At 61.4% G+C, this 24,983-nt stretch carries 27 protein-coding genes and 1 tRNA gene; 14 read left to right on the forward strand and 14 right to left on the reverse strand.

The features are described from left to right. From PMI03_RS29240 to PMI03_RS29250, 3 genes are all read right to left on the reverse strand, one after another. Positions 1–986, reverse strand: a 986-nt coding sequence (locus PMI03_RS29240; RefSeq protein ID WP_007702893.1) for an ABC transporter ATP-binding protein, incomplete at its 3' end; no start/stop codon positions are given. 80 nt (positions 987–1,066) lie between these two features. Next, positions 1,067–2,062, reverse strand: a complete 996-nt coding sequence (locus PMI03_RS29245; protein ID WP_007702895.1) for a BMP family protein — start codon at positions 2,060–2,062, stop codon at positions 1,067–1,069. Positions 2,063–2,411: 349 nt separating this feature from the next. After that, complete coding sequence (locus PMI03_RS29250) at positions 2,412–2,729, reverse strand: hypothetical protein (protein WP_007702897.1); 318 nt, start codon at positions 2,727–2,729, stop codon at positions 2,412–2,414. Between the two features lie 234 nt (positions 2,730–2,963). On the opposite strand from PMI03_RS29250, the gene PMI03_RS29255 reads away from it, so the two are divergent. Beyond that, positions 2,964–3,053, forward strand: a tRNA-Ser gene (locus PMI03_RS29255). A 110-nt stretch (positions 3,054–3,163) separates the two neighbouring features. On the opposite strand, the gene PMI03_RS29260 is transcribed toward PMI03_RS29255, so the two are convergent. Beyond that, positions 3,164–3,790, reverse strand: a complete 627-nt coding sequence (locus PMI03_RS29260) for a TetR/AcrR family transcriptional regulator (RefSeq protein ID WP_007702900.1) — start codon at positions 3,788–3,790, stop codon at positions 3,164–3,166. Positions 3,791–3,885: 95 nt separating this feature from the next. On the opposite strand from PMI03_RS29260, the gene PMI03_RS29265 reads away from it, so the two are divergent. Continuing rightward, complete coding sequence (locus PMI03_RS29265; protein ID WP_007702903.1) at positions 3,886–4,614, forward strand: NIPSNAP family protein; 729 nt, start codon at positions 3,886–3,888, stop codon at positions 4,612–4,614. Between the two features lie 70 nt (positions 4,615–4,684). Here PMI03_RS29265 and PMI03_RS29270 read toward each other — a convergent pair whose 3' ends face one another. Beyond that, positions 4,685–5,599: a LysR family transcriptional regulator gene (locus PMI03_RS29270; protein ID WP_007702906.1), complete on the reverse strand. Its 915-nt coding sequence runs from the start codon at positions 5,597–5,599 to the stop codon at positions 4,685–4,687. A gap of 136 nt (positions 5,600–5,735) precedes the next feature. On the opposite strand from PMI03_RS29270, the gene PMI03_RS29275 reads away from it, so the two are divergent. Next, complete coding sequence (locus tag PMI03_RS29275) at positions 5,736–6,842, forward strand: aldo/keto reductase (protein ID WP_007702909.1); 1,107 nt, start codon at positions 5,736–5,738, stop codon at positions 6,840–6,842. A 48-nt stretch (positions 6,843–6,890) separates the two neighbouring features. Here PMI03_RS29275 and PMI03_RS29280 read toward each other — a convergent pair whose 3' ends face one another. Continuing rightward, positions 6,891–7,349 (reverse strand): helix-turn-helix domain-containing protein, encoded by a 459-nt coding sequence (locus PMI03_RS29280; protein WP_007702910.1) that lies wholly within the window; start codon positions 7,347–7,349, stop codon positions 6,891–6,893. A gap of 95 nt (positions 7,350–7,444) precedes the next feature. On the opposite strand from PMI03_RS29280, the gene PMI03_RS29285 reads away from it, so the two are divergent. Beyond that, positions 7,445–8,740 (forward strand): MFS transporter, encoded by a 1,296-nt coding sequence (locus PMI03_RS29285; protein WP_007702911.1) that lies wholly within the window; start codon positions 7,445–7,447, stop codon positions 8,738–8,740. 18 nt (positions 8,741–8,758) lie between these two features. Here PMI03_RS29285 and PMI03_RS29290 read toward each other — a convergent pair whose 3' ends face one another. Next, a complete protein-coding gene (locus PMI03_RS29290; protein ID WP_007702912.1) occupies positions 8,759–9,508 on the reverse strand; it encodes a sulfite exporter TauE/SafE family protein in 750 nt (249 codons plus the stop codon). Positions 9,509–9,606: 98 nt separating this feature from the next. On the opposite strand from PMI03_RS29290, the gene PMI03_RS29295 reads away from it, so the two are divergent. After that, positions 9,607–10,497, forward strand: coding sequence for a LysR family transcriptional regulator (locus PMI03_RS29295; protein ID WP_039974903.1), 891 nt, complete (start codon positions 9,607–9,609; stop codon positions 10,495–10,497). Between the two features lie 76 nt (positions 10,498–10,573). On the opposite strand, the gene PMI03_RS29300 is transcribed toward PMI03_RS29295, so the two are convergent. Continuing rightward, entirely contained in the window at positions 10,574–10,915 is a 342-nt protein-coding gene (locus tag PMI03_RS29300; protein ID WP_007702914.1) for an antibiotic biosynthesis monooxygenase, read from the reverse strand. 96 nt (positions 10,916–11,011) lie between these two features. On the opposite strand from PMI03_RS29300, the gene PMI03_RS29305 reads away from it, so the two are divergent. The 7 genes from PMI03_RS29305 to PMI03_RS29335 all read left to right on the forward strand — a co-directional run bounded on the left by PMI03_RS29305 (position 11,012) and on the right by PMI03_RS29335 (position 16,939). Further along, positions 11,012–11,443: a MarR family winged helix-turn-helix transcriptional regulator gene (locus PMI03_RS29305; protein WP_007702915.1), complete on the forward strand. Its 432-nt coding sequence runs from the start codon at positions 11,012–11,014 to the stop codon at positions 11,441–11,443. An 82-nt stretch (positions 11,444–11,525) separates the two neighbouring features. After that, a complete protein-coding gene (locus PMI03_RS29310; RefSeq protein ID WP_007702916.1) occupies positions 11,526–11,987 on the forward strand; it encodes a GNAT family N-acetyltransferase in 462 nt (153 codons plus the stop codon). Positions 11,988–12,132: 145 nt separating this feature from the next. After that, on the forward strand, positions 12,133–13,011 hold the full coding sequence (locus tag PMI03_RS29315) for a helix-turn-helix domain-containing protein (protein WP_007702920.1): 879 nt from the start codon (positions 12,133–12,135) through the stop codon (positions 13,009–13,011). Positions 13,012–13,112: 101 nt separating this feature from the next. Beyond that, the gene (locus tag PMI03_RS29320) at positions 13,113–13,985 is read left to right on the forward strand and encodes an NAD(P)H-binding protein (RefSeq protein ID WP_007702923.1); all 873 of its coding nucleotides are present in this window, start codon (positions 13,113–13,115) and stop codon (positions 13,983–13,985) included. Positions 13,986–14,081: 96 nt separating this feature from the next. After that, on the forward strand, positions 14,082–14,888 hold the full coding sequence (locus tag PMI03_RS29325; protein ID WP_007702926.1) for an alpha/beta fold hydrolase: 807 nt from the start codon (positions 14,082–14,084) through the stop codon (positions 14,886–14,888). A gap of 204 nt (positions 14,889–15,092) precedes the next feature. Further along, positions 15,093–16,214 carry an alkene reductase gene (locus PMI03_RS29330; RefSeq protein ID WP_007702929.1) on the forward strand — a complete coding sequence of 374 codons (1,122 nt, stop codon included), beginning with the start codon at positions 15,093–15,095 and terminating at the stop codon, positions 16,212–16,214. Next, a complete protein-coding gene (locus PMI03_RS29335; RefSeq protein ID WP_007702931.1) occupies positions 16,211–16,939 on the forward strand; it encodes an SDR family NAD(P)-dependent oxidoreductase in 729 nt (242 codons plus the stop codon). Before PMI03_RS29330 ends, PMI03_RS29335 begins: the two co-directional genes overlap by 4 nt. A 22-nt stretch (positions 16,940–16,961) precedes the next feature. Here PMI03_RS29335 and PMI03_RS29340 read toward each other — a convergent pair whose 3' ends face one another. Continuing rightward, positions 16,962–17,258: a hypothetical protein gene (locus tag PMI03_RS29340; protein ID WP_007702934.1), complete on the reverse strand. Its 297-nt coding sequence runs from the start codon at positions 17,256–17,258 to the stop codon at positions 16,962–16,964. 139 nt (positions 17,259–17,397) lie between these two features. On the opposite strand from PMI03_RS29340, the gene PMI03_RS29345 reads away from it, so the two are divergent. Beyond that, entirely contained in the window at positions 17,398–18,468 is a 1,071-nt protein-coding gene (locus PMI03_RS29345) for a LacI family DNA-binding transcriptional regulator (RefSeq protein ID WP_039974897.1), read from the forward strand. 84 nt (positions 18,469–18,552) lie between these two features. Here the strand turns inward: PMI03_RS29345 and PMI03_RS29350 are convergent, their stop codons facing one another. Next, positions 18,553–20,727, reverse strand: a complete 2,175-nt coding sequence (locus tag PMI03_RS29350; protein WP_007702939.1) for a mechanosensitive ion channel domain-containing protein — start codon at positions 20,725–20,727, stop codon at positions 18,553–18,555. A gap of 178 nt (positions 20,728–20,905) precedes the next feature. Between PMI03_RS29350 and PMI03_RS29355 the strand changes: the two genes are divergently transcribed. Continuing rightward, positions 20,906–21,862 (forward strand): hypothetical protein, encoded by a 957-nt coding sequence (locus PMI03_RS29355; protein WP_007702942.1) that lies wholly within the window; start codon positions 20,906–20,908, stop codon positions 21,860–21,862. A 10-nt stretch (positions 21,863–21,872) separates the two neighbouring features. Here PMI03_RS29355 and PMI03_RS29360 read toward each other — a convergent pair whose 3' ends face one another. The 4 genes from PMI03_RS29360 to PMI03_RS29375 form a co-directional block, all read right to left on the reverse strand. Beyond that, positions 21,873–22,118 (reverse strand): type II toxin-antitoxin system RelE/ParE family toxin, encoded by a 246-nt coding sequence (locus tag PMI03_RS29360; RefSeq protein WP_198929354.1) that lies wholly within the window; start codon positions 22,116–22,118, stop codon positions 21,873–21,875. 35 nt (positions 22,119–22,153) lie between these two features. After that, positions 22,154–22,438 carry a CopG family ribbon-helix-helix protein gene (locus PMI03_RS29365; protein WP_007702948.1) on the reverse strand — a complete coding sequence of 95 codons (285 nt, stop codon included), beginning with the start codon at positions 22,436–22,438 and terminating at the stop codon, positions 22,154–22,156. 87 nt (positions 22,439–22,525) lie between these two features. Further along, complete coding sequence (gene pncB / locus PMI03_RS29370) at positions 22,526–23,830, reverse strand: nicotinate phosphoribosyltransferase (protein ID WP_007702951.1); 1,305 nt, start codon at positions 23,828–23,830, stop codon at positions 22,526–22,528. A gap of 191 nt (positions 23,831–24,021) precedes the next feature. Next, on the reverse strand, positions 24,022–24,981 hold the full coding sequence (locus PMI03_RS29375) for a glyoxylate/hydroxypyruvate reductase A (RefSeq protein WP_007702954.1): 960 nt from the start codon (positions 24,979–24,981) through the stop codon (positions 24,022–24,024). Between the last annotated feature and the right edge of the window lie 2 nt (positions 24,982–24,983).

Genomic DNA, 24,983 nt, shown 5'->3' on the forward strand with positions numbered 1-24,983 from the left:
GCCGGGTCGGCCCTGCCGATCGGCTTGCCGTGCAGACAGATCTCGCCCGAGGCCGGCTTGCGGATGCCGGCGATCGCCTCCAGCAGCTCGGACTGGCCGTTGCCGGCGACGCCGGCGATGCCGACGATCTCGCCGGCGCGCACATCGAAGGAGACATTGTCGACCATGGTGACGCCGCGGCCGTCCTTGACGGTCAGATTGCGCACGGAGAGCAGGACGTCACCCGGATGGGCGGTGCCTTTTTCGACGCGCAGCAGCACGCGGCGACCAACCATCAGCTCGGCCAACTCTTCGACGGTGGTTTCAGCGGTCTTGCGGGTGGCGACCATTTCACCGCGGCGCATGACCGACACCGTATCGGTGATCGCCATGATCTCGCGCAGCTTATGGGTAATGAGAAGGATCGTCTTGCCCTGGTCGCGGAGCACGCGCAGGATGCGGAACAGGTTATCGGCTTCGGCGGGCGTCAACACGCCGGTCGGCTCATCGAGGATGAGGATCTCGGCGCCGCGATACATGGCCTTCAGGATCTCGACGCGCTGCTGCTGGCCGACGGGAAGCTCTTCGATCAAGGCGTCGGGATCGACGTCCAGGCCGTAGTCCGTCTCCAGCCTGCCGAGCTCGGCGCGGGCCGCAGCAACGCCCTTGGCCAGAAGGGCTCCGCCTTCGGCACCAAGCATGACGTTTTCCAGCACGGAAAAATTATCGACCAGCATGAAATGCTGGTGCACCATGCCGATGCCGGCGGCGATGGCCGTCTGGCTGTCACGGATGGCGATGGGATTGCCGTTGATGCGGATCTCGCCGCTGTCGGCCTGATAGAAGCCGTAGATGATCGACATCAGAGTCGACTTCCCGGCACCGTTCTCTCCGATGATCCCGTGGATCGAACCCTTGGAAACGGTCAGGTTGATGTCTTTATTGGCATGGACGGCACCGAACTTCTTGTCGATGCCCACAAGTTCGATGGCAGGCAATTGGCTCACTACACGGCTCCAGAAATCAGAATTCCGGATAAGAAAAGGGCGTATGACGTTTTGATGCCGTCATACGCCCTAATTTCATATCAGCTCTTCGGGCAGGCGTTATCGGTCGTGTAGTCATGCACCTTGATCGTGCCGGCAATGATGTCGGCGGTCGCCTTGTCGACGGCAGACTTGATTTCCGGGGTGATGAGCGGCTTGTTGTTGTCGTCCAGGGCTACGCCAACGCCCTCTTCCTTGAGGCCGAGTTCCTGCGTGCCGGGCGTGAACTTGCCGGCCTTGGCGTCGGTGAAGGCATTGTAGACCGCGAGATCGACACGCTTGACGACGGAGGTCAGAACCGAACCCGGATGCAGGTAGTTCTGGTTCGAGTCGACGCCGACGGAAAGCTTCTTGTTGTCGGCAGCCGTCTGCAGCACGCCGAGGCCGGTGGCGCCGGCAGCCGCGTAGATTACGTCCGCGCCCTGGTCGATCTGGTTCTTGGTGAGCTCGCCGCCGCGAACCGGGTCGTTCCAGGCAGCACCGGTCGTGCCGGCCATGTTCTGGAAGACTTCGATCTTCGGATTGGCGGCGCGGGCGCCCAGTTCGTAACCGCATTCGAACTTGCGGATCAGCGGAATGTCCATGCCGCCGACGAAACCGATCTTGCCCGACTTCGAAGACAGAGCGGCCATGACGCCGGCGAGATACGAGCCCTCATTTTCCTTGAACTTGACCGAACGAACGTTCGGCAGATCGAGGCTGTCGTCGATCAGAACGAATTCGGTCTTCGGATATTCAGCTGCAACCTTCTGGAGAGCGGAGGTCCAGGCGAAGGAAACGGCAATCACCGGGTTGAAACCCTTGCTGGCGAAGTTGCGCAGCGCCTGTTCGCCCTGGGTGTCGCCGGTCGGCTCGAAGTCGCGATAGGCGATGCCGGTTTCCTTCTTGAACTTTTCGGCGCCGTTATAGGCCGCTTCGTTGAAGGACTTGTCGAACTTGCCGCCGGTGCCGTAGACGATCGCCGGCTTGATGTCGGCCGCAAGCGCCGTTGCCGACATGGCAGCCAAGGCGAAAAGCGTCAAAAGGGATTTTTTCATGAGTTGCAGCCCTGTTGTTTCTATCTTGTTGGGTCCTCCCGCAAGCCCGTTGACCGGACATGTCTGCGGAACCGCCGGCCTCCCCCGAGGCCAAGCTGGCGCGCATCCTTGCATGGCTGCACGAAAAATTCACCAGAAATTTTTCAGTTGGTAAAGATTTGTGGGAATTGCCAAAAGCCCGCTCAAAGGGGCTGTTTTTTGGACAATTCCGCTCTCGAACTGCGATTTTATTAGCCAACCAAGCGGCGATGGAAGGCGATAACACCCGCGCCGACGCGCCTCCGGACGTCGCCAAATTGCATAGCCGGACCGGTTTTCAAAGCATAATACCGAGGAGGAACGACCGGCCTCAGACGCTGAAACGGCCCGCAACCGGCGGCTTCTTGTAGGCAACCATCCACAATAGCAGCGAGAGCACCAGGAAGACCGCGAAAGCCGGCTGGAACAGCAGCCATTGCATGGCCATGTCGTAGAGGCGCGGATGAATATAATAGGAGATCAGCGACTGGACGCTCGCGAGTGAGGACGGGCTCACATCCTTCCAGGCATCCCCCATCGGCGTCATGACCACAGCAGAGGCTGCGACCGACTGGATGGAATCAATGGTCCCGGCAACCACCGCAACCACGAGCGCGACGAGGCTGGCAAAACGCAGCAGGAAACGCATGAACTCCTCCCGATACTCAATGATACTCGGCCATATACGCTTGGCCGGTTGCATTCTTTTTCCGTCTTTCTCTTTAGATAAGTTGGGAATGAGACAAGCGCAATGGAGGAGAAGCGCATAGTTTTCTGCTCAGAAGTCAAAAAACTGTCAGATTTGGGTTGATCCCAGAAAATTCATCGGTATATATCGCGCCGTTCCCACAATAGCTCCTTCATCGGATGCGAAAGTGCAGATGGACAGGTGGCCGAGTGGTTTAAGGCGCACGCCTGGAACGCGTGTGTGCGTGAAAGCGTACCGTGGGTTCGAATCCCACCTTGTCCGCCATCTCTATCGATTGCGCGATAACGTCCCTATTGCCTGACTGGCTCGCCGAAGCATGTGAAAAGCTGACGGATTAATCCGTGCCGGGATTTCCCTGAACTGAAAATCGAATATCAGCTAGCCGGAGTTGCTGCGCGATATTTCAGTGCCAGAAGCGCTGTCAACTCCGCCCTGGATTCGATGAGCGCACCGACATCCTGACGTGCTTTTGCCATCGCCATGGCGCCGGAATAGACGGCGATTACCAGCGTCGCAAGACTGCTTGGGCGGATGTCGCTCGCGCGTCCCGACGTCAGGTCCGCTTGAAATTTTGCCGACAGTGCCTCGTGCCAGGCAGCGAAAATATCGCCGAGGGCAACACGCATTTCAGGATCATGGGGGGAGACGTCCATCGCCATGTTGTTGAGCGGACAGCCGGAAACCGAGCCCTTGTACGTCAGTTCGCCGATGATGCCCTCGAAAATCAGATCGACGGCAGCTGGTGCGTCAACACATGTGTCCAACGGCTCAATCCACGTCTGCTGCACAGCATGGCTCACCCGATCGCGGATAACCGCCAACCCTAGCTCGCGCTTTGCCGGGAAATGATGCGCCATCGCACCACCGGATACCGAAGCCTTTTCACGGATCTCCAGCATCCCGGTTGCGATGTAACCCTGCTTGATGAAGGCGTCATAGGCCGTATCGACGATCCGACGACGTACACCCTCAGGGTCATTGGTTCTTCTGTTTCCGATCATGCAACTCCTGCGAATTTTTCAAGAGAATAGCATCTTGACAAAACAGGTCAATCATCCTCTTTTTAAACAGGATGATTGACCTGTTAGGAGGAAGCATGGAATCCCACACCGTATTTGAACTTCGCCGCTATCGGCTGCTTCCCGGAGGCCGGGAGCCATTGATCAGTCTGTTCGACAGGGAATTCGTTGAACCGCAGGAAGAGCTGGGCATGCGTGTCGAGGCCGAGTTTCGCGACCTTGGGGATCACAATGCTTTCGTCTGGGTACGCTCTTTCCGGGACATGGAAGCGCGGACGGAGGCGCTCCAATCCTTTTATTCAGGACCGATCTGGAAAAAGCACGGGCCGGACGCAAACGCCACGATGCTCAACTCGGACAACGTGCTGCTCCTGAAATCGGCGGGCGCAATGCAACCCTTCGCGCGCAATTTACAGAGAAAGCAGGAGACGGAGCGGCCCGAAACGAGGGGTATCGTCATTGCGAATACCTGCTCGTTGGCACCCGCGACAGAGGGTGATTTCGCGAGGTTCTTTTTCGATCGCGTACTCCCGATCATCCAAGACGCCGGCGCGCGGGTTGATGCCGCATTTGTCACGGAGCAAAGCCCGAACGGTTTTCGGAGGCTCCCGGTTCGCGAGGGAGAGACTGTTTTCGTTTGGTTCGAATGCCACGAGGACGAGGCTGGCGTGGCGCGATACCGGGAGCGTCTGCGTCAGAACGCCGATTGGACGGACGAGATCTACCCGCGCATGGACAGCCTGTGCTGGCGTGAAATCGAGGTAGCGCGCTTGACGCCGACGTCACGGTCGCTCTGCGCCTGGTAATCGCGATTGGCGACTTCGTCCGGTCCTCATGGGACAACTCGCTCCCATTCCGGCCGGGCAAGGGAGTTCGTCAGGACAACGGCGCGGCCGAATGGCCGACGCTCCGCGCGGTAGCGATGAAAGCCCTGAGCTTCGGCGCCAGTTCGGCGCGGCGCGGGAAATAGAGGAAGAGGCCGTCTTCGGTAACGGCGTAGGGATCCAGCACCTGAATGAGCCTGCCCGCGGCAATATCGGCCTTTACCAGAGGTTCGAACACATAGGCGAGGCCGACCCCGGCAAGCGCCAGTTCGATGGCCGAGTGCGATTCCGTGACGATCGCCGAACCTCGTACCGCCACGGCGACATCCCGGCCGTCCTGTACTAGGTCCCACTGGTAGAGCCCGCCGGAGCGAATGAGCCGGTAACCGATGCAATTGTGCTGCGAAAGATCCGTGAGATTCATCGGGCGACCGTGGCTGCCGATATAGCTGGGCGAGGCAACCACAATGGAGCGGAACGGCGGCGTCAGCCGCACCGCCACCATGTCCTGCGCGATCATCTCGCCGATGCGGATGCCGGCGTCGAAGCCTTCGGAGACGATATCGGTCAGACGCTCATCGGAGAATATTTCGACCTCGACATCGGGATAGCGCTCCGCCATCGCGGCGACGATCGGGGTTACGGCAAGCGGCAGGGATATCCTCGCGGCATTGATCCGGAGCAGGCCGCTGGGCCGGCCCTTGACCGAGCGGATACGCTCCATTCGCTCGCGAATATCCTGCAGGGCCGGGGCCAGCGTCCCGACCAGACTCTTGCCCGCATCCGTCAGCGCAACGCTGCGGGTCGTGCGTGCAAACAGCGGCTGTCCCAGCCGCTCCTCCACCAGCCGTACGGCATGGCTGACCGCCGACGGGCTCATGCCGAGTTCGGCGGCAGCGGCGGCAAAGCCACCGCGTCGCGCCACGGCAACGATAACCGGCAGATGGGCAAGCAGGTCGCGATCCATTCATGCACCATATCGCACACTACATGCGGAATAAACGATCTTATCGAATAGATGCCTTTTGCGCATCCTACGCCGGCGAACCGCGACGCAGGAGAACCTGCCAAACGCACAGGATCTATGAGCGAGGATCAAACCCATGGGCATGACCTATTACACACTCGGCAATAGCGGCCTGAAGGTGCCGCAGCTTGCGCTCGGCACCATGACCTTCGGCACGGAATGGGGCTGGGGCGCCGACAAGGACACAGCACGCGCCGTGTTCGACGCCTATGTCGAGGCCGGGGGCAATTTCTTCGACACGGCCGACGCCTATACCGGCGGGACATCGGAAGCCTGGCTGGGCGAATTCATCGCCGAGCGTGGCCTGCGTGACGAGGCCGTGATCGCGACCAAGTTCAGCATGAATATCGCCGGCAACAATCCGAACACTGCAGGCAATGGCCGCAAGAACATTTTGCGCGCGGTCGAAGGCTCGCTGAAGCGGCTGAACACCGACCATATCGACCTCTATTTGCTGCATTGCTGGGACCGGCTGACGCCACCAGAGGAAGTCATGCGTACGCTCGACGATCTCGTCCGCTCCGGTAAAGTTCGGCATGTCGGCCTTTCCGACGTGCCGGCCTGGTATGCCAGCCGCGCGCAGGCAGTGGCCGAACACCGGGGATATGAGCCGGTCTCGGCATTGCAAATGGAATACTCTCTGGCAGAGCGCAATATCGAGCAGGAATTCATCCCCTTCGGCACCCGCTATGGCGCCGGCATCATGGTCTGGAGCCCGCTGGCAAGCGGCTTCCTGAGCGGAAAATACCGGTCCGATTCCAGGGAGCAGGTCAATGGACGGCTTGAGACCATGCGCGGTACGAGCAATCCCGGCTTCCAGAAATTCACCGAGCGGAACTGGGCGATCGTCGCCGAGCTTGAAAAAGTGTCAGTCGAGCTTGGCCGCAGCATGGCGCAGGTGGCCGTGAACTGGGTCATGACGCAGCCCGGCGTCGCCTCGGTCATCCTTGGCGCCACCAGGCTGGACCAGCTCAAGCACAATCTCGCAGCCGTGGAGTTCGAGATCCCGCTCGAACTGCGCCGCCGCCTGGACGAGGTGAGCGCCCTGCCCCAGACATTCCCCTATTCCTTCTTCGGTTCGGAAATCCAGGGGGGCCTCACTGGCGGAAAGACGATCGGATACAAGCCGGAGGGCTATTTTCCCGACCTGACACTGTCGGGAAGCTTTGCCGGCGTAAGCTGACGGAAGAGTCGGCATAGAGGATGCGAGGCCGGCTGGCGGATTGACCGGTCAATCCTCGTCCGTGACGGGCACCTTGAGGATGAGCGCCTTGTCGGCGGTGATAGCACTGCCGTCATCCGTTCGGACGTCGAGGCGGATGGGCCGGCCGGTGTCGCGATCGACCAGCTTCGAGTGCGGCTCGCCCGGCTCGAACAGATAGCGCTCTCCCCATTGCCGCAGCGCCACCATGACCGGGAAGAGATCGCGGCCCATATCGGTCAGATGATATTCCTGATGCGCGCCGCCGTTGGGAGCTGGAACCGATGCGAGAATGCCGCGCTCGACCAGCGTACGCAGCCGCTGGGCCAGGATATTCTTGGCAATACCAAGGCTTTTCTGGAATTCGCCGAAACGCGTCAGCCCATCGAAGGCGTCGCGGACGATAAGCAGCGACCACCAATCGCCGATCACATCCAGCGATCGCGCGCTCGGGCAGTAATTTCCGCTAAGGCTCTTTCGCCCGACCATGCGTCTTCCTTCGATAGATAGCAGTTGCATTATAAAACCAATCCACTATTGATCAAACGGTTTCATTATAAAACCGAATCAATGGAGGAGCTGCGATGCGATCCGATGATGATGTGGCCCTGGACGCCGATTTTGCCAAGACGAAGATAGTCTCCAACAAGAAGGAGCATAGGGCGCCCAGTCACGGCGAGCCGCGCCAAACAACGCCGCTGTCGCGCACGATCATGCTGCTCTTCGCGGCGGCGAGCGGGCTGGCGGTGGCCAATGCCTATTTCGCGCATCCGATGCTCGACGTGATGGCCGACGATCTCGGCCTGTCACGCGCCCATGCCGGGCTGATCGTCGGGGCAACCCAGGTCGGCTATGGACTGGGGCTAATCCTACTGGTTCCGATCGGCGATCTTATCAACCGACGCCGGCTGGTGATCGCACAATCGCTGCTCTCCGTCGCCGCACTCATCGCCATCGGCTTCGCGTCCAGCGGAAACATGCTGCTCGTGGCGATGGCGGTCATGGGGCTGCTGGCGGTGGTAACACAAGCCTTCGTCGCCTATGCCGCGAGCCTTGCCCCACCGGCCGAGCGCGGCCATATCGTCGGGGTCGTCACCAGCGGGATCGTCCTCGGCATTCTGCTTGCCCGCACTGTCGCCGGCACGCTCACCGATCTCTCGGGCTGGCGAACGGTCTATCTCGCTTCGGCGGCAGCGACGCTCGTCATCGTCGCGCTGCTCTGGAAGGCCCTGCCCCGGCAGGAAGCGCGCCCGGCGTCGATGTCCTATCCGCGCCTGATCGGCTCGCTATTCGGGCTGCTCGTCTCCGAACCGGCGCTGCTGATCCGCGGCATCATCTGCATGCTGATCTTCGCCAATATCACGACGCTGCTGACGCCGCTTGTGCTGCCGCTGAGCGCGCCGCCCTTCTCGCTGTCACACACGGCAATCGGCCTGTTCGGGCTTGCCGGCGTGGCCGGAGCGCTGGGTGCGACCAGGGCCGGGCGATGGACGGATCGGGGATTGGGCCAGCGCACCACCGGTATTTCGCTGGCGCTGATGCTGCTCGCCTGGGGGCCGATCTCCCTGCTGCCGCATTCAATCCTCTGGCTGGTCATCGGCGTTGTCGTCATCGACTTCGGCCTTCAGGCCGTGCATGTGACCAACCAGGCGATGATTTACCGCGTGCGGCCCGACGCCCAGAGCCGGCTGACGGCGGGCTATATGGTCTTCTATTCCATCGGCAGCGCGCTGGGCTCGTCCATGTCAACGCTTGCCTATGCCCATGCCGGCTGGCTCGGCGTCTGCCTGCTCGGCGCCGGCATCAGCGCCCTCGCCCTCATCTTCTGGGGCTTGACCTTGCGGGTCATGCCGGCAAACGCGACCCAGGCTCTCTCATAATGTTGGCCGATACCGCGTTTAGAGAAACGGCCTTGCGAGCATTTCGGCACCAAGAAGAAGGAGGCAGATCAGGAACCATAGCCTAAATGTGGCCGGGCTGACCCGGTTGCGAATAAGCTGCCCGGCCCACATGCCGGCAAGCGCCGGCAGGATCGCCAGCGCCGACATGGCGAGATTGTCGAGCTGGAAAGCGCCGCGCCAAGCAAGCCCGGCCGCGAGCGCCATGGTGGAGACGGTGAAGGACAGGCCGAGCGCCTGCACCAGATCGTCCTTTTCGAGACCCAGCGCCTGCAGATAGGGCACGGCCGGGATGACGAAGACGCCGGTGCCGCCCGTGACAATGCCGGTCGCTGCACCGACAAGAGGCGACAGCCACAGCTCCAGCCGCGCCGGCACGCGGAGCTGGCGGGCGACGAGCGTATAGGCGGCATAGATCACCAACGCAGCGCCAAGTGCTGCCGTCGTCAGCATAGTGTCGCCGCTGGTCAGCAGCGATGAACCCACCACAGTGCCGACGACAATCGCCAGCATCATCGGCCACAGCCTGCGCAGGAGCGGCCCGAATTTCGGGCCGGCGAAGAGCTGCCAGACATTGGTCACGAAGGATGGGGCAATCAGCAAGCCGGCGGCGGCAAGCGGCGAGATCAGCGCGCCGAGCACGCCCATGGCGACCGTCGGCAGCCCCATGCCGGTGACGCCCTTGACGATGCCGGCGGCAAAGAAGGTCGCGGCGATCGCGACGACGAGCAATAGCGAATGGTCCATCATGCCGCTGACATAGGGGATCTGGCGACGGGCACAATGCGGATGATCCGCAGCCAGGCTTCGGCTGTTCCGAAGGCTGGATCTCGGCTATGCTGACCATCATGCGCTTCGACTTGACCGATCTTCGTCTTTTCCTTGCCGTGGTGGATGCCGGCAGCATCACCCATGGGGCAGCGGATGTCGGGCTTTCCCTGGCCGCCGCCAGCGAGCGCCTGCGTGACATGGAGGCGACCGGCGAGGTCAGGCTGCTCGAGCGCGGCCGTCGTGGCGTCTGGCCGACGCCGGCCGGCGAGGCGCTGGCGCATCACGCCCGCCTGATCCAGCGGCAGATGGCGCAGATGCATGGCGAACTCGGCGAACATGCCAGCGGCCTGCGCGCCACCCTCCGGCTGGCGGCCAACACCGCCACGATCACCGAATTCCTGCCCGAACGGCTCGCGCCCTGGATGGCGGCCCATCCGCGGATCGATATCGAGCTGAAGGAGCGGCAGAGCATCGAGATCGCCAAGGCCATCGCGGCCGGGCTGGCGGAGATCGGCATTCTCTCGGATGCGGTCGACACCAGCGGCCTGGAGCTGCGCCCCTTCGCCATCGACCGACTGGTGGTGGTCATGCCCCGCGATCACGCGCTGGCGGAGAAGAAGCGCATCGCCTTTGCCGATATCCTGCACCACCATTTCGTCGGGCTCTCAGGCGGCGCGCTGCAGGATCACATCGACGCCCAGGCAGCGAGAATAGGCGTCAAGCTGAAGATACGGGTGCGTCTGCGCACCTTCGAGGCCATCTGCCAGATGGCGGCAGACGGCGTCGGTCTCGGCATCGTACCCGAGACAGCGGCGCGACGCTGCGGCAGATCCACCAAAATCACGGCCATCCGCCTTGCCGATGATTGGGCGACGCGCCGGCTGTCGGTCTGCATCCGCGCGCGCGAGGAATTGACGGCGCCTGCACGGGATCTTTTCGAGCATCTGGCGTCGCACGGCATGCAGTAGAACACTGCCCTCCTCATTCCCGGACTGCTGTCGAAGCAAAAACACTGGCCCATTCGACGGCCCTCGTTGAAGGGGTTTAGAGGGCTGAGGAAAACCCTTCCGACATCGGCGTGTAGTTCCCAAGATCGGCCTTGATGCCCAGTTCTCGGAAGTAGCTCTGCGGATCGAAGCCGTTCTCCTTCTGCCTTTGCTGCGCGGCCTGCCTGGCATTTTCATAGGCGGCGGTGTCGCGCCACTCGACAATGGTGACGAAATTGAATTCCCCGGCTCCGGACACCTGTTCGAGGACAAGGTTCTGCACGCACCCATCCGCGGCCCCCAGTGTTTTATGCGTAACCTGTAGCCGGGCCATGAAAGCATCGCGCGATTGCGCCGGCACCACAAACTTATCCACGCGAAAAATAGACTCCGTCTTCATGCCTCTCACTCCAAGGTTCAATTTCACATTGATCTCACCATCGATTAATGACAACATATTGTCAATATTGATTTCCGCAATCAGAGAAAGCGACCCATGCCCGCAGATGCAGACGAACTTGGCCGCCTGATCCTCGAAGTCTTCCGCCTGAATGGACGGCTTCTCGCAAGGGGCGACGAGATCGTCGGGCCGATTGGCCTGACGAGCGCGCGCTGGCAGGTGCTCGGCGCCATTGCCCGACCAAGGAATGGACGCACGGTCGCGCAGATCGCCAAGGAGGCCGGCGTTGCCCGTCAAGGCGTACAGCGCATCGTCAACGAACTCGTCCGCGACGGCCTGGTGGAATTCCGAGACAACCCGCACCACAAGAAAGCGCAGCTCGTCGTCCTGACCGGCAAGGGCAGCGACACCTATGAGGCGGCCGACCAGCTTCGTCGCGACTGGATCGGAGCACTTGCCGCCAAGTTCCAATCGGCGGATATTGCCAAGGCTATCGACGTGCTTGCCGCACTTCGGCAAGGCTTATGACGACGCGCTTCTCTTGCCAACATCCGGCTATGTATCGATAGTCGGGTGTCCATTGCTCCGTTCAAAACGACAAGGCGCAGGAATGTCCAATCTACCCATGATCCGCCCCGTCGCCCGCAAAGACTTCGATCAGTGGCTTCTCCTATGGGAAGGCTACAACGCGTTTTACGGTCGCTCGGGCGCGACTGCCCTTGCGCCCGAGATCACGCAGATGACCTGGGCACGCTTCTTCGACGCTTACGAGCCGATGCATGCTCTTGTCGCCGAAAGCGAGGGGCAGCTTGTCGGCCTCACGCATTACCTTTTCCATCGCAGCACCACCGCGATCGAACCGAGCTGCTACCTGCAGGACCTGTTCACGCTCGAGGCCGCACGGGGAAAAGGCGTGGGCAAGGCTCTGATAGGCGAAGTCTACGAGCGGGCGGGCGAGGCTGGCGCTGCCCGCGTCTATTGGCAGACGCATGAAACCAACCTCACGGCGATGAAGCTTTACGACCAGGTGGCCGAGCGCTCCGGATTCGTTGTTTATCGCAAGCTTTTCTGATCGAGACGCCACTGCCGCCAGCCCCTCCGATTTCCTGAGAGGCTAAAGTCATCCGGACGGACTTCCGTCGCCCGATCTCGAACCCGATCGACAAAGGTGTATGATCGGCGCAAATCAACGACGTCCTCTATGAAAGGGCGAACTCATGGATCAATTCGGCAATCCCAATCTCTCAAAGAACGGTGCGGCAAGCATCCTCCTTTCAAGCAGGCATCTTGGCTGGGCTGGTTTAAATGCGGAACTCCTGCATATCCGCGCCGGGCGCACCTATGTTCCCGGTTTGTCATCGCACCGGCTCGGCGTTCATTTCGGACGTGCCGTGAACGCGCATTGCCAGTGCGATGGCCGGCACTCTCGCCGTGTCCAGAAACATGGCGACATCGACGTCGTGCCTGCCGGATTGGAGGGATGGTGGGAGGACGATGCCGATTGCACCATTTTGCGATTGGGGATCGGTCCCGAACTCCTCAGCACTGCGGCCACGGCAATGGGACGCAATCCGGAAACGGTTTCCCTCGCTCCGAAGTTTCAGCTTCGCGACGCCCGGATCGAGTCGATCGCTTGGGCGATCAAGACGGAACTCGAGGCAAGCGTACCTTCCGACAGGCTCTATGGCGAGACGCTTGCCTTGGCGCTTGCGATCCGCCTGGTGGAAAACGGGGACCAGTCGGGAGGGGAGAAAACCGCAACGGTGAGGTCGCTCAGCGCCCTGCAAAGGCGTCGTCTCGTGGACTTCATCGAAGACCATATCGATCAATCCCTGTCGCTTGCCGACCTGGCTGCGGTCTCCGGGCTCAGCCTATCCCATCTGAAGCCGTTATTTCGGGCCACATTCGACATGCCCATGCACCAATACGTGCTGACACGCCGGGTTGAGCGCGCCAGGCTGATGCTTCTGTCCGAAGACATGCCACTGAGCCAGGTAGCGCTGGAAACCGGCTTCGCTCACCAGAGCCATATGGCGCACTGGATGCGGCGTATTCTCGGCATCACGCCCGGCATGATCGCCCGCACGCGCCAGTAATTTCGATTTTCATCCGATCCCGCAATTCGTCATCCGAACATGCGCGAAGGAAGTGGCACGGACGAATAAGCCTCTTGGGATGACACACAGGAGGAAACATCATGTTCGCTATTCTGGGCGCTACCGGGAAAATCGGCCGCACGACAATTGCCGCCTTGCGAGAGAGAGGTGCGCCGGTCCGGGCAATCCTGCGCGATCGCTCAAGGGCTCAGGAGTTTGTCGATCTGGGCTGCGAAGTCGCCGTGGCTGATATGGCCGATGTCGGCGCTTTGAGCGATGCGATCGACGGCGCCCGCGCTGTCCAGGTCATCTGCCCTATCGATGTCAGGGCGATTGATGCACGCGCCGAGATGCTGCGGCTGATCGAGACGATGGGCGAGGCTCTGGACAAGGCAAATCCGGAATTGGTGCTTGCCATCTCCGATTATGGTGCCGAAGTGAGGTCGGGCACCGGCATCACACTGCTCTTCAACGCCTTGGAAGCTCGCCTGCGAAAGCTGCGCTCACGCACTATCTTCCTGCGGTCGGCGGAGCACATGGAAAATTGGGCGCGGGTGACGCGAGTAGCGGTCGAGACCGGCCAGCTGCATAGCTTTCATCATCCGCTGACGAAACTGTTCCCAACCGTCTCCGCCTTCGACGTCGGCGCGATTGCCGCCGACCTGCTTCTTGAAGAGAAAGACATGAGCCTAAGGATTGTCCATGCCGAAGGTCCACGGCGATATACGCCACACGATGTCGCGGCCGTCATCACCTCCCTGGTTGCCCGTCCCGTCGTCGCCCGGGAACTGCCACGGTCGCAATGGGAAGCTATCCTGACCCGCGGCGGCCTTTCCGAGAGCTATGCCCGGTTGGTGACCGAACTCTACGAGGCGCATAATGCCGGTCGAATAGATGCTGAGCGTGATGCCGGCGAGATCCGTCGTGGAACAAGCGAATTGGCGGATGCACTGCGGCGGTTTGTAACGCCGTGACGAGCTGCCCGGCCGGCTTGGCTGGATAGATGACCCGGCCTGGATTTCGGTTATGCTACCGCCGAGAAGACGTCATCGCATGGGGGGGAGATGAGCATGGAATTCAAGGACGACGATCTCGAAATATTCGCGGCCGATGGTGCCGCCCCCCTGCCCGCCACGGATATCCACGGCCATGTCGAGCATGACGGTATCCGCATCTGGTATGCGGCCTATGGGGAGGGGCAGCCGGTCATCCTGCTGCATGGTGGCCTCGGAAACGGCGGCAACTGGGGCCATCAGGTGCCGGCGCTGATCGAGGCCGGCTATCAGGCGGTAATCATCGACAGCCGAGGCCATGGCCGCAGCACGCGCGATCCGCGACCATACAAGTACGAACTGATGGCCTCCGATGTGCTGGCGGTGATGGACAGGCTCAACATCGAAAAAGCCGCCATCGTCGGGTGGAGCGACGGGGCATGCACCGGCCTGATCCTCGCCAGAACCCATCCCGCGCGCATCGCCGGCGTCTTGTTTTTCGCCTGCAACATGGACCCCAGCGGCGCCAAGGAATTCGTGCTCACGCCGATCGTCGAGCGCTGCTTTTCCCGGCACGTCAAGGATTACGCCGCCCTGTCTGCGGCGCCGGATCAGTTCGACGCCTTCGTCGAGGCCGTCGGCCTGATGCAGCGGACGGAGCCGAATTACTCGGTCGCTCACCTTGCCGAGATCGACGTGCCTGTCACGATCGTGCACAGCGAGCATGACGAATTCATCAAGCGCGAGCATGCCGACCATCTCGCCCGCAGTATTCCCGGCGCGGAGCTGATCCTGCTGCCCGGTGTCAGCCATTTCGCGCCGTTGCAGCGCCCGGCGCAGTTCAATGGCGCGATGCTGGCTTTCCTCGCCAGGATTACGGCGTAGCACCCGTCAGGCCGGAAGTCTCCACGCTCGGCGGTTGCGGAAATATGACTTTCGGCATCAAGCTTGAACGAGATTTGGTTGCGCACGTCCGATTGTTGGAATAAATGATGACCATCATCTTATTCACACACTCCCGAGACCGATTCGCCGGTGACCGGCCCTTCCGCCCCGGCGAGCAAAATTCGCTCCAGGCAGGTGATTTGCATGACAGCTACTTTATTTTCGCCGTTGTCCGTCGGTCCTTACGAACTGGCGCATCGTGTCGTCATGGCGCCGTTGACGCGCATGCGGGCAAGCCAGCCGGGCAATGTCCCCTCTCCGATGAACGTCGAGTACTACGCGCAGCGCGCCTCCGAGCGCGGGCTGATCATTTCCGAGGGCTCGCAGATCTCGCCGAGCGGACAGGGCATGCCGGCAACGCCGGGCATCCATACGCTGGAGCAGATCATCGGCTGGAAAGCCGTGACCGACGCGGTTCATGCCAAGGGCGGCCGGATATTCCTGCAGCTCTGGCATGTCGGCCGCATCTCCCATTCGTCGCACCAGCCCGGCGGCGCAGCGCCGATCGCACCGTCCGCGGTTGCCGCATCCGGTCAAGCCTTCACGGCCTCGTTCGAGCGCGTGCCTTTCGAGACGCCGCAGGCAATCGATATCGACCTGATGCCGCTCTTGATCGATGTCTACGCCCAGGCAGCGGCCAATGCGAAGCAGGCCGGTTTTGACGGCGTCGAAATCCACGGCGCCAACGGCTATCTGATCGAACAATTCCTCCAGGCCCGCTCGAACCAGCGCACCGACCAATATGGCGGCTCGATCGAGAACCGCACGCGACTGCTGCTCGACGTGGTCGAGGCGGTTTCCAAGGTCTGGGGTTCCAATCGCGTCGGCGTCCGCCTCTCGCCCTTCGGCATTGCCAATGATAGCGGCGAGGACGATCCACTCAGGCTCTACGGCCATGTCATCCGTGAGCTCGACCGGCTGCATCTTGCCTATCTGCACCTGATCGAGCCGCGTGCCAGCGGCGCCGGACAGGCCGAGGTTGACCACAAGAATGTACCCTCGGCGGCCGAGCTCTTCCGCCCCGCCTGGTCAGGCACCCTCATCGCCGCCGGTAATTTCAAGCCGGAAACCGCAGAGGCAGCCCTTGCCACAGGTCATGCCGACGCCATTGCCTTCGGCCGCCTGTTCATTGCCAATCCGGATCTGCCCGAGCGCATTCGCCAAGGTGCACCCCTCAACCCCTATCATCGCCCAACCTTCTATGGCGGCGGCACCGAGGGCTATACGGACTACCCGACACTCGACGCCAGGGAGGCAGCGGAATGAGCACGCCAAGCGCCGTCATCGTGGGTGTAGGAGCCGAACAAGGGCTTGGCGCGGCGCTCTGCCGGCTGCTGGCCGACAAGGGCTATCACGTCGTCATTGCCGGCCGAACCCTGGACAAGATCACCAAGGTCGCCGACGGCATCAATGCCTCCGGCGGCAGCGCCGAAGCGATCGAGACCGATGCGACCGACGAAGCCGCCGTAACGCAGCTGTTCGACCATGCGTTTGCACCGCGAAATGAGATCGACCCACCCGATTTTATCGTCTTCAACGCCGGCATCAACCGGCCGATCGGCTTTCGCGACGTCACCGCCGCCGAGTTCGAGGAATTCTGGCGCATCTGCTGCTTCGGCGGTTTCCTCGTTGGGCGCGAGGCAGCCCGGCATCTCGCTCCGCTTGGACGCGGCACGGTGATCTTCACCGGCGCGTCGGCCAGCCTTCGCGGCAAGGCCGGTTACGCGCAATTCGCCGCCGCCAAGGCGGGCTTGCGGATGATCAGCCAGAGCATGGCGCGTGAATTCGGACCGCTCGGCCTGCATGTCGCCCACACCATCATCGATGGCGGCATCGACGGCGACAGATTGCGCTTGAGGCGGCCGGAGGTGCAGGCGGACAGCCTGCTCAACATCGACGCCATCGCCGAGACCTACTGGCATATCCACCGCCAGCACCCCTCCGCCTGGACCCAGGAAATCGACCTGCGCCCGTATAAGGAAAACTTCTGAGACCAGCACGCAGCGCGGATTCCTAGCAGTTTCGCGAAAGTGCTTTCGCAAGGTTGAGGAACTTCGGCTGCATGATATCGCACTGGCTGCGACGACCGCTGCTTGCATCGCCCGCCACGTCGGGCGTTTCGCTCGAGATCGTGAAGGACCACGCGGACGGTCGCTTCCGACGACGTTGGAAGAAGCGAGCAAGGCGGCCGAGAGCGCCCTGCGAGCCGCGGTCGTTGTCTTTAGGGGAAGATGGCTCCACCGCATTCGGGTTGGCAGGATCACCCCAACGATCATTGTAGAGATCCCTGAAGAAGTCATTGGTCAGCATAAGATAAGCCTTCAATATTGAATCGATTCAATATCAATTCGGATTGTTGAATTGAATCGGTTCAATCGTACGCTTGAAAATTCTCCCGTCAAGCAGAATTGAACCGATACAATTTCATGCTAAGGTGCCCGGCGTAAAAATGGAGGCGTTATTGGTCAAGGGCACCATCAAGCTCGCGGATGTCGCCAAGGCGGCGGGGGTATCGCAGGGAACGGCCTCCAATGTTTTCAGCCGGCCTGATGTGGTCCGCGAGGAGGTGCGCGAGCACGTCCTCGAAACGGCCAGACAGCTGGGATATCCCGGCCCGAGCCTCACGGGACGATTGCTGCGCGCCGGAAAGGTCAATGCCATCGGCGTCGCCGCCGTGGAACCGCTCGCTTATTTTTTCGACGATCCCTGGGCAAGAGCCCTCCTGGCAGCCGTTGCCCAGGTTTGCGATGCCAGCGGCACCGGGCTCGCGCTCGTCTCGGCCAAGGATCGGCAGAAGCTGGACTGGAACATCAAGAGCGCTCTGGTGGATGGCTTCATCCTATTGTGCGTGGAAGCCGGCGAGAAACTTGTGCAGCTGACGCGCGAGCGGCAATTACCCTTCATTGCCCTGGCATTGAATGACGATGATCCGTCGATCCCGTCGATCGGCGTGAACAATATCGGGGGAGCTGCGACAGCCGCCACACACCTGGCGGAACTGGGCCACCGACGCTTCGCCGTCCTTGCCACCAAGTTTGTCAACGACCATGTCGGATTGGTCGGTACTGGTGAAATCGAGCGGGCGATCTATTCGACGTCGCGCCATCGCGCCATCGGCTATTGGCAGGCGCTCGAGGCCTCCGGCATTCCGCGCCAGGATATTCCGATCTACGAGACCAACAACGACAAAACGAGTGTCGAGACATGCCTTGAGCATCTGTTTTCGGCGCCAAAGCCGCCGACCGCCATCCTGGCAATGTCGGACAATATCGCATTACTGGCCATGAGCTGGCTGGCGGCACGAGGGCTTACCGTTCCTGGAGACGTCTCGATCATTGGCTTCGATGGCGTCCCGGAGGGCGGCATGGTGGAGCCGGGCCTGACGACGGTGGCGCAGCCCTTTGCCGAGATCGCGCAACGTGCGGTGCAGGCGGTTCTGGAAGACGCCATGCCAACCGAGCGCGAAATGATCGATGTGACCTTGGTGGTGCGCGGCAGCACTGCGGCGCCAAAAACATGAAGGAGGCAGGCGAAACCGCCTACATCCTATTTCGATAACACATCTGCTCGTTGCCGACCGAGACTGTCACCGGACCCACGGGTCCTAGCCAGCCTGCGGTTCGATGTTCGCCGCCCGCATCTCCATTAACTGCCGGGCTGCGGCCGCAGAGGCATCCCTGTCACCCGCCACCTGCACGGTCGGGAAGGCGAACTGGATGCCGTTTTCGTCGAAGGCCTGCTTGATCATCGCCAAGGCGCTGCGGCGGATGGCGGAGAGTTCGTTGGGCTTGGCGGTGAACGCCAGCCGGATCTCGATCGCGAAATCGCCGAACTGCTCGACACCCTTCATCTTCAGTGTCTGGATGATGTTAGGAGCAAGCTCCTCATCATCCAGCAGGCGCTGGCCGATATCCTTGATGATCCGCTTCATCTTCACCAGATCGGTATCGTAGGTGACCTTGACGATGATCTTGTCGATCGCCCAGTCGCGATTCATGTTGTTGACCGCCCCGAGCGAGCCGAAGGGCACGGTCGCCAGGGGGCCGCGCTGGTGGCGCAGCTTGACCGAACGCAGGCTGAAAGATTCCACCACGCCCTTGTGATTGCCGCTTTCAATGTACTCGCCGACGCGAAAAGCATCGTCCCAAAGATAGAACATGCCGCTGATGACATCCTTGACGATGGTCTGCGCGCCAAAGCCGACGGCGACGCCGACGACGCCCGCGCCGGCAATCAGCGGCCCGATCTGAATGCCTAGCCCCGACAGCACCATCATGATGGCGATGATGACGATGACGACCGCGAGGATGTTGCGGAAGATCGGCAACAGTGTCTGCAGCCGCGCGCGGCTGGCCCTCAGCTCCTCGGAATCGCTGACGAGCGGCAGCGCCTGCATCAGCTTGCCGTCGATATAAGTCTTCGCCAGGTGCCAGATCAGATCAGCGGCGAGCAGGACGACAATGCCGCCGAGAATGCCGCGTGCGACGCGGTCGATACCGGATTCAGGCGTCCGCATCATCATATCCGCCTCGACGCCCAGCATCCGGCCGAGCCAGAAGGCGGCAAACGCGATGATCAGGGCGCGAACGCCGCGGTCGAGAAACACGGCCGCAAGACTACCGGTGCCGAAAACGCCGCCGGCCGCATCATGCAATGCCTCTACCGCCCGCGACGACACCGAGAGCGCCCGCGGCAGCAGAATGGTATAGATGCCGACCCAGAGCAGGCCATCGAAGCCGGTCACCCAAAGGCACCATAGTGCCGCGAAATAGACCGTCAGAAGCCAGGAGATCGCCGTTCTGCCAGGCTTGCCAGGCTGCGACGGCCGCGACCAGACGGCCTCGACGGCGATCAGGAACAGGCCAATGCCGAGTGTGTAGCCGACGAGATAGCGGGCGCCATTGGAAAAGCCGAGCGGCACGATAGCCTGCATCACCGCCCAGCCGCAGGAGAAATAGATGACGAACAGGGCGCCGCGCCGATACCAATAGGTCGCCACCCGCCGCCGCTCCGCAATGCGCACGACGCCGCCGTCCTCATCCAGAACGTCGCTTGCCCGGCGCATCGCGATCAGCTCCATCAGCAATTTGCCGATCGAGATGGCCAGCCGCATGGAAACGAACGCGATGACGCAGGCGATCGCGAAGCTTTCGATGATCGGCGGCCAGTCGAAGACGAGAAGCGGGATCAGTGTCGCCAGGCCGTGAACGATCGCCGGCACCACGCCGCCCATGAACTGAAAGCGAGCCGCCTGCAGCTCTGTTTCGACACCGGCGGCGTCTTTTGTTCGCTGCGTATGCTTGGCGTTGATCAAGCGCCCAACCACCCATTCGGCAACAAGGCCAAGGAAAAACAGCACCAGCGCCTGGATGCCGATGCGCAGCCGGCCGGCTGCCTCGCCCTCGGCCTCCAGCTTCTGTGATGCCGCCATCACCTCGGAGGGAAGCGTCATCACCGCGCCGGATACCGTTTCCAGATGTCGGCGGGTATGACCGAGCGTGTCCGACAGTTCCGACATCTGGCCACCGCCCATGCCGGGATCGCTTGCGGGAGCGGCGGTCGTCGAGGAAGTCGTGTTCACTTGCGCCGCAAGCCATTGCCTGACGTCCGGCTCGTTCATCAGCTGGATGAGCTCGCGGACCTTCTCCGGCGGCGGCGCGACAACGGCAGCCGGCGTCGTGGCCGCGCTTTGCGCGAGGGCCACAGCGGGCATGGCAAACCCGAACAGACATAGAAGCAGTACCCCGACCGAGCGGCCCTGACCCCCGACAACACCCATATGCACTGCCTTTCCCCACTCAGGCCCGACCGGACCATATTTGCAGACTATACGCCTTTTTTGCGCGCACAAGCAGGCACTTACACTTGTGCTTCAGGCAAACGGCATCGGCATTGCGCGCAAGGCGGCGGCGCGTTAGGCTTTGCGAGAATACTGTCCGGTGCCTGGGGATATCAGCGTGTTCAATTTCCTGAAAAAGCTCTTCGGTGGAGCCGGACGGCGGGAGGCACGCATCGAGCAGCCTGCCCCGCGCCAGCCGCAGCCCGACAGCCAACCGGTGATCAAGAGCCTGGACCTCAATATTCCTGACGAGGCGCTGCAGGACGAGGCGCGTTTCGCGGCCTACCTGCAGGAGCGCCTGCCATTCTTCGGTGACGTGCTCAAAGTGGACTATGATCCGGGCGCCGGCAGTCTGACGATGCATAACCGCAACGGCAACACGATGACGAAATTCCTGAACAATGCGCTGCTGGCGCTACGCGAGAAGCAGGGCCAGGCGCGCGCCCAGGCTTTGCTCCATTATCTTAACGTGACGGAAGCGGCCGATGGCGCGGGTAATCTCGGCAAGGTTCTGCCGGTGCTGAAGTCGCGCAGCTTCGTCGACGTGGCGCGGCGTCAGATGATGCAGGCAGTTCGGAACGAACGCGAGCCGCCGCAATTCGTCTATCTCGACGAAGCCGAGGATCTGGTCAGGCTGTTCGTGGTCAACGGCGAAACGACGGTCAGCTACGTGATGACCAGCACGCTGGACCATTGGGGCATGGACGCCGGCGAGCTGGCGGAAACGGCACAGGACAATCTCTACAAGTTCCTGTCGAAGACCGGCGTGCAGATCGCCAAGCGCAGCCAGTTCCAATATGTCGAGATCGACGGCCAGTTCGAATCCAGCGTCGCCTTCCTGCCGAAATTCTGGGCGCAAGTGCAGGACCAATCCGGCGGCGCAGCACCGATCGCCGCCTTCCTCTCCCGCGACAAGGTCTTCTTCACCCACGAGAACGATGCCCCGGGATTGCAGCTCCTCGAGCTGATCAGCGCCGATCTCAGCGACGTGCCCTATGTTATTTCGCCGGATCAATATCGCTGGGAGAACGGCAAATGGTCTCTGTTCAAGCGGGTGGGACGGACGATGCAGTAGGCGGTATCTGTTACTTGTATCCGTCTTCACGACCATGGCGGATAGCCGCTATGAGCACTTCATCGCCAATATACCGGTAGAGAACAACGTAACCGTCGCGCCCGAATTTGACGATGAGCTCCCTCAATCCTTGATGCAAGTCTTCCACTGGCCGACCCATATCGGGCTGGTTCGACAACATCTGGATCGTTTGAATGATCTTTGTCGAAGCTTTCTTTGCGGAGGCAGCATTCTTGGGCTGCAGAAACTGTCTCATTCGCTCAAGGTCGCGAAGAGCGCGCTGCGTCAACCTTACCGATGGCATTCAGGCGGGGCCTTCTCGTCCTCATCGCCCCACGTCTCAAGCCACGCAATGACTTCGTCACCCGTGACATGCAGACCTGTCGCCTCATATTCATCCAAGGAAAGGCGCCCATCCCGCAGGAGAGAATCGCGCTTCTCCTCACGATCCACATATTGCTCGACGGCTTCTTTAAGAAGTAGATCCGGCTGGCGGTGACGGCTGGCGGCCAATTTCTCGAGCCGCTCGTTCACCTCAGGATCAATCTTTACACTGGCTTTCAAAGCGGATGACATCGAATTCTCCTGCGCAGGCTGTGCCTTCAATATAGTAGCAGGACCTCGCGCAAAGAACCACCAGCTGGTTCTGTCGGGCCAGTGCCGCTACACCAGCACCTCATGATCGACCCGATCCTCGGCGCCGAAGAATTTCAGGTAGCGTTCGACCTCGGCCGGTTCGCCGGTCGCCTTCTGCGGATTATCGGAGAGCTTGACGGCCGGGCGGCCGTTGGCTTCGATGACCTTGCAGACGATCGAGATCGGGTTGAGGCCATGGATCTCGGTGGGCGCGCAGCCGGCAAAATCGTTGGTGAGGTTGGTGCCCCAGCCGAAGCCCATGCGTACGCGGCCCTCGAAATGCTTGTAGGTGGCGATGATCGCGTCGACGTCGAGGCCGTCGGAGAAGATCAGAAGCTTCTGGCGCGGATCGCGGCCCATCTTCTTCCACCAGTCGATGATCTTCTCGCCACCTTCGATCGGCGGCGCGCTGTCCGGACGGAAGCCGGTCCAGTCGGCCACCCATTCCGGCGCGTTGCGCAGGAAGGAGGCCGTGCCGAAGGCATCGGGCAGGACCACCAGCAGGTTGCCGCCATAAAGGCGGTTCCAGTCGCGCAGCACCTTGTAGGGCGCCTTGCCGAGTTCCTCGTCGGTCTTGGCGAGGGCCGCTGCCACCATCGGCAGCTCATGTGCATTGGTACCGACGGCTTCGAGATCGGAATCCATGGCGAGAAGGACGTTGCTCGTGCCGGTGAAAGCGTGGGGCACACCTTCCTTCAGCGCCTCGACGCACCAGCGCTGCCACAGGAAGCTATGACGGCGGCGGGTGCCGAAATCGGAAATGTGCAGGTCGGGCAATTCCCTGAGACGCTCGACCTTCTCCCACATCTTCGCCTTGGCGCGTGCATAGAGCACATCGAGCGTGAAAGGACCGAGCGCCTTCAGCGCCGTGCGCGAGCGAAGCTCATTGATGATGGCAAGCGCGGGGATTTCCCACATGGTCGTTTCCTTCCACGAGCCGTGGAAGTCTAGAACATACTGGCCGTCGCGCTTCGACAGCTCATAGTCGGGAAGCTGGAAATTCGACAGCCAGGTGAGGAATTCCGGCTCGAAGATCTGGGCGCGGCCGTAAAAACTGTTACCCGCCAGCCAGATCATTTCCTTCTTCGAAAGCCGGAGCGTGCGGGCGTGGTCGAGCTGTTCGCGCAGCTCCTTCTCGTCGATCACCTCGGCGAGCCGGACGCTCTTGGTGCGGTTGATCAGGGAGAAAGTGGCGTCGACATCCGGATAGAGCTTCCAGATCATCTGCAGCATCAAGAGCTTATAGAAATCCGTATCGATCAGACTGCGGACGATCGGATCGAGCTTCCAGGTATGGTTATAGACCCGGGCGGCAATATCGGTCTTCGTCATGTCGTTCCTGCCCGTCTCCCTGCGCCCACCTCTCGCCACGGCCAAACGGGCCGGCAGGCGGATACAGTTCTAGTCTTATCAAAAAAAGTTGAGGGAAAGTCCAGTCACTGAAGCAAAATTGATAATCATTTGGACACGCGGCTGCCTATTGCCGGCAATGCATGCCCAAATTTTCGGCCGTGGCAGCCTCATCAATAGCCGAGGCTGCGGTCCACCACATACTGCAGTGGCTCGCCGCCTTCGAAACGGGCGATCTGCTCCTCGACATGCCGCATCAGCGAGTATTCTTCCGAGACCGCCGCGTCGTGCGGGGTGATGACGACATTCTCAAGGCCCCAGAGCGGGTCGTCGGCCGGCAGCGGTTCGACCTCGAAGACATCGAGCGACGCGCCACCGAGGATGCCGGCCTCGATCGCCGAAACGATATCGACCTGGACCTGGCTCTTGCCACGCCCGGCATTGATGAACACAGGCTTGCCCAAGGCGCCATCGCGACGAAGCTTCGAAAACAGCGAGGCATTGTAGAGTCCCGTCGTTTCCGGCGTCAGCGGCAGCAAGCCGACGAGTATGTCGGTCCGGGCGAGAAATGCGTCGAGTTCGCCAGCGTCGAAAGTTTCCATGCCGTCAATCTGCTTCTTCTGGCGCGACCAGCCGATGACATCGAAGCCCATGATCTTGAGCTTGGCGGCGGCATCGAGGCCGAGAACGCCAAGGCCCATGACACCGACAGTGACATCGCGCGCCTCAAGCCCCGCCGGCCGGCCCCAGACGCGCTTGCGCTGGTGCCGGAAGTGCCCGCAGACATCGCGCAGATGCATCAGGCATTGCAGCACGACCCATTCCGACATGCGTACCGTCAGGCTGCGGTCGACGAAGCGGACAATGGGAATATCGAGCGGGGTGGCGGCGGTGATCAGCGAATCGACCCCGGCGCCGCCAGAAAAAATCACCTTGAGATTGGGTGCGCGCTGATAGAGATCGGCATCCGGCTTCCACAGAAGCGCATAGTCGACATGACTCAGATCGGCGCCCTTGGTGGCGGGATCGGCGAGATTGACGCTGCCACGATCGGCAAAGAAGCTCTTGAGGGCCTTGGCGACGCTCTCCGGATTGAACTTGAGATCGACGAGAACGGGACTTTTGGCCGGCATGG

It is taken from the genome of Rhizobium sp. AP16, from assembly GCF_000281735.1.
Classification (GTDB): Bacteria; Pseudomonadota; Alphaproteobacteria; order Rhizobiales; family Rhizobiaceae; genus Rhizobium; species Rhizobium rhizogenes.